We start from the raw sequence: 3,495 nt of genomic DNA on the forward strand, positions 1-3,495 counted from the left end.
CATCATCGAGCTCTCCTTGGGTGCTCCGCCTCTGCCAAGGCGGGGTTCGTTGCGCACGACAGGGGATCAAACCCCTGGCCTCTACGCAACCCCCCAAGGAGACGTCATTCCCCATCCCGGGAACCTCAGGCATCACATCGGAACCGATCCAGCACGTCCCCAAAGTCCGACGCCCATCGGTCTAGCCCTGGCGCCGCAAAGCGCCAACTAGCCATCGACGAGAGGCTCGTCGTCGAGCACCTCGTCAAGGTGCTGCAACTCGGGGTCCAGCAGTTGCTTGGGTTCAGCGATCATAGGGCGCTCGTGCTCAGTGCGTCAGCTTCCACAGCATCGCGAGCTGTCGGTCGACCAGCCTCATCGAGGTTTCGATCTCGGTTTCGTTTACCCAGCCCCACGCCAGCGCCACCCGCAAATGGCAGCGTGTTTCGTCCGCACTGCCCGCGCTGATCAAGAAGAACTGCACCCGGTCCTTGCCCCTGCGCCGATTGCCCTCGCCCAAGTTGGCCACTACCGAGGAGGCCGAATCCTCGAGCTGACGAGCCAACTTCGGGCTGCGTCTACGAATCTTGTCGACCACGGGACGCAGGCTCCCAATCAGCGACAGGGCAAGCTCCAGTGCCAGGAAGGGTTGGGTGAAGGGGCGGTTGCTCTTGGTGGTCATGCCCCCACTCGGCGCAGGAACCGTGACAACCCCGCATGGCCATAACGCCACACGGTTCGAACACTCGACTGCGGCGGGGTTGGCGCGGCTCGTGCGCCACAAAGGGTGTGACCACCAAGAGCGACCGACCCGCAGCCCGGCCCTTCCTGGCGCTGGAGCTTGCCCCCTCCGGCTCGCCACCATCGCACAGCCGCAATCCCGTCCTCCGACCCGACACGGATGTCGCAACCCGAATCCGAACCCGGAACCCGGAGCCCGATGTCCGAACCCGACATCCGCCTCCGCATCGGCATCGGGACCTCTGCCTCCACCGCGGCCCTCTGCCTCCGTCTCGGCCTCTGCCCTCTGCTTCCGAATCCGAACTCGCTCTCGCTCTCGGCCTCGGGCTCGGTCCCGCGAAAAAGCGCAGCTTCGGTTGACCGCCCAGTTATCCGGTTGCCGAAACCATGGAAAAACCTCCCCTACTTTTGCACCGGCATGTAGCTAGAGCGCGTCCAGATCCGCGATGGAGTCGGGGCTGCTGGTTTTTTGCACGTCCGGTCCGCGCCGCTCGAACTCGAGGGGCGCTCGGCCTGCAAGCTGGATGGCATGCCAGGACGGGTCCGGCTCCGGCACGTAGATGAAGGCTCCGTCGACGTCTTCGAGCGCCTGCCGGTAGACCTGAACCCGCGTTACCGGCGCCCCCTTCGCATCCAGCACACTCGCCCACTCGGCCGGAGCGTCCGGGACGGTCTGGTCGCTGATTCGACCCCAGGTCAGCTCGCCATCGACTTCTTGTACCAGCACCCGGTAGCGTTGGATCCCGGCATGGACCAGGAACGGCTGGTTGTTGATGTACGCGATCCGCTCGAGGATGTGCTGGTAGGTGTAGGCGCTGAACCAGGTCGGGTCGCAGTAGCTCATGATGTCCTTGTACTCCTTGGGGTCGAGCAGCTTGTCGCTGCGCGAGTCGAATCCCCAGACCACGATTCCTCCCCGCGGATCCGGGTATTTCGGGTCCGAGCGGGAAGCACCACCGCAAGGCGAATGAGCGCGACCCGTTGCGTGTCCGAGCTCGTGCAGGAAGGTGTCGATGGCGAGGTTGCCAGAAAAGCCCAGGCCCAGTGCGCCGCGCTGGTTCACCGCATTGCGCGACGCCTCCGGAGCGATGCCCGCGACGCAACCTCCCGAGCAATACGCCCTGGCGCTTTCCGCCGGCATGATCAGGCCGTAGTAAAACACGTCGTCGGCTACCATGTCCCTGCGCCGCAGCGCGAGCACGCTGTCGAGCATGGTGCTCCAGTTGGTGCCCTGCGCTCCCAGGTTGCGCATGGTCTTCATGGGCGCGTGCACCGTCAGGTCGGTTGCGCTGATCGGATAGGTGGCCAGAAGAGCCTCCTTGAACTTTTCGACCTCGGCCGGTGACGTGTCAGGCAGGCGCATGGAGCCGTCGGTATCGTAGCGAATCGGCACGATCACGACCTTGAGTGCGCCGACTTGACGCGCACCCAGATCGGCCAGATCCACCGCCGGCCAGCGTGCGCCCTCGTTCGGAACGATATTGGGGCGGATCACGGTGCACGGCGTGCCTTCCAGCAGCTCGATCGAGAGTCGTGTGTCCGCGCCGATGGTTTCGCCCGGCAGCTTGAAGTTGAATGTCGAACCGCCGTCCCTGTCGGTCGAGTCGCCTGTCACCATCTTGTGCTGCTCGTGGGTTTCTGGAGCTGCGCTCGGCCCGGCAAGGATCGTCAGCTGCGCCGTGATGGTGCGAGGCTGAAAGCCCATGCCCCTTTCTACAAACACCCGGATGGCCGACTTGCGTCCGGCTACCACGTCCGTCTCGCGTTGCATGAGGTCGACGCTCTTGCCGTTTCTGGCCAAGACGATCTTTGTGGTTTGGTAGATCGCGACCTGCTCTATTGCCAGGTCTGCTGCCTGAGGGCACTTGAGGGGCGGGCCGGGCGGTGGCGGAGGCAGCGGTACTCCACCGTCGGGCAGGGTCGGGCCGGGCATGCCGGAGTCCGGAAACGGGTTGGGATTGGGGACGGGCGTCACGTTGACGGGGTCCTCCCCGGGGTCCGGGTTGGGCAGATCCGTGATCTCGCTTCCACCTGCGCCAACCCCGGGGGCACCCGGGCCCCCAGGGCCCGCATCACCGCCGCCCGAGCAACCCGCAAGCACAGCGCCCGCCAGCGGGAGCGCCATGCAAAGCTTCATCCAGGGGCATGCCCCGCTTTGCAGCGTTTCATCCGCCGTTGGTGTGCTGGCTTTGCTCATGGGCGTGTCCTTTCACTCTTGAACGCCTGCGGGCGAGCAGGGTGGCGCTGCGAGCCACGTCTTCGTCGCAGCGAGGCCGATCGTGCAACCCGCGGTCGAGCTTACAGGTAGCCGGACCACAAGGCTGTGTTCTTAATGCTCGGGGCTCGCCAAAAGGATCACGTACGGTCCGCTTTCCGTGGCCGCCAGCCGAATTCTTCCAGATTTTCCGGGTTAGGGCTCACCCCACCGGCCCTTGACGGTGGGGGCTCCGGTCAGCGGGCTTCCGCATCCGTGAAGATCACCCGGCCTGTCCGTCGCTTCTCCTCGCCGACCAGGCCAAACTTTCGCCGGCCAACTTCCACCCGGCGAACCACGACCACGAGCTCCATGTGTCGGTTGGGCTTGAACCGGGCACGGGGCATGGAGAGCTTCTGTATGAAGGTTCTTTGCTTCCGGTTGCTGACCAAGGTACTCAGCTCTTCGACGAACCTACGTTGGCCATCGTGAACGTCGTAGAACAGCACGTGAAACTCGAAATCGCCCGGGGCCTTGTTGAAGGCCACCACCATGTTGGCTTTCCACGAGCGCTTGCCCAG

General features: G+C 64.6%; 4 protein-coding genes. 1 reads left to right on the plus strand and 3 read right to left on the minus strand.

Annotated features, from left to right (window positions below; all coding sequences use genetic code 11):
* The coding region (locus MJD61_16665; protein ID MCG8556894.1) for a hypothetical protein at window positions 1-211 on the plus strand (211 nt) is incomplete at its 5' end.
* A 96-nt stretch (window positions 212-307) separates the two neighbouring features.
* Here the strand turns inward: MJD61_16665 and MJD61_16670 are convergent.
* The 3 genes from MJD61_16670 to MJD61_16680 all read right to left on the minus strand — a co-directional run.
* On the minus strand, window positions 308-661 hold the full coding sequence (locus MJD61_16670) for a four helix bundle protein (protein ID MCG8556895.1): 354 nt from the start codon (window positions 659-661) through the stop codon (window positions 308-310).
* A gap of 483 nt (window positions 662-1,144) precedes the next feature.
* Window positions 1,145-2,917 carry a M66 family metalloprotease gene (locus MJD61_16675; protein MCG8556896.1) on the minus strand — a complete coding sequence of 591 codons (1,773 nt, stop codon included), beginning with the start codon at window positions 2,915-2,917 and terminating at the stop codon, window positions 1,145-1,147.
* 254 nt (window positions 2,918-3,171) lie between these two features.
* On the minus strand, window positions 3,172-3,495 hold a 324-nt coding region (locus MJD61_16680), incomplete at its 5' end, for a hypothetical protein (GenBank protein ID MCG8556897.1).

Source organism: Pseudomonadota bacterium, assembly GCA_022361155.1.
Classification (GTDB): domain Bacteria; phylum Myxococcota_A; class Polyangia; order Polyangiales; family JAKSBK01; genus JAKSBK01.

Coding starts and splice junctions, on each gene's coding strand:
- MJD61_16670 (MCG8556895.1), bottom strand. CDS start 661: ATGACCACCAAGAGCAACCGCCCCTTCACCCAACCCTTCCTGGCACTG.
- MJD61_16675 (MCG8556896.1), bottom strand. CDS start 2,917: ATGAGCAAAGCCAGCACACCAACGGCGGATGAAACGCTGCAAAGCGGG.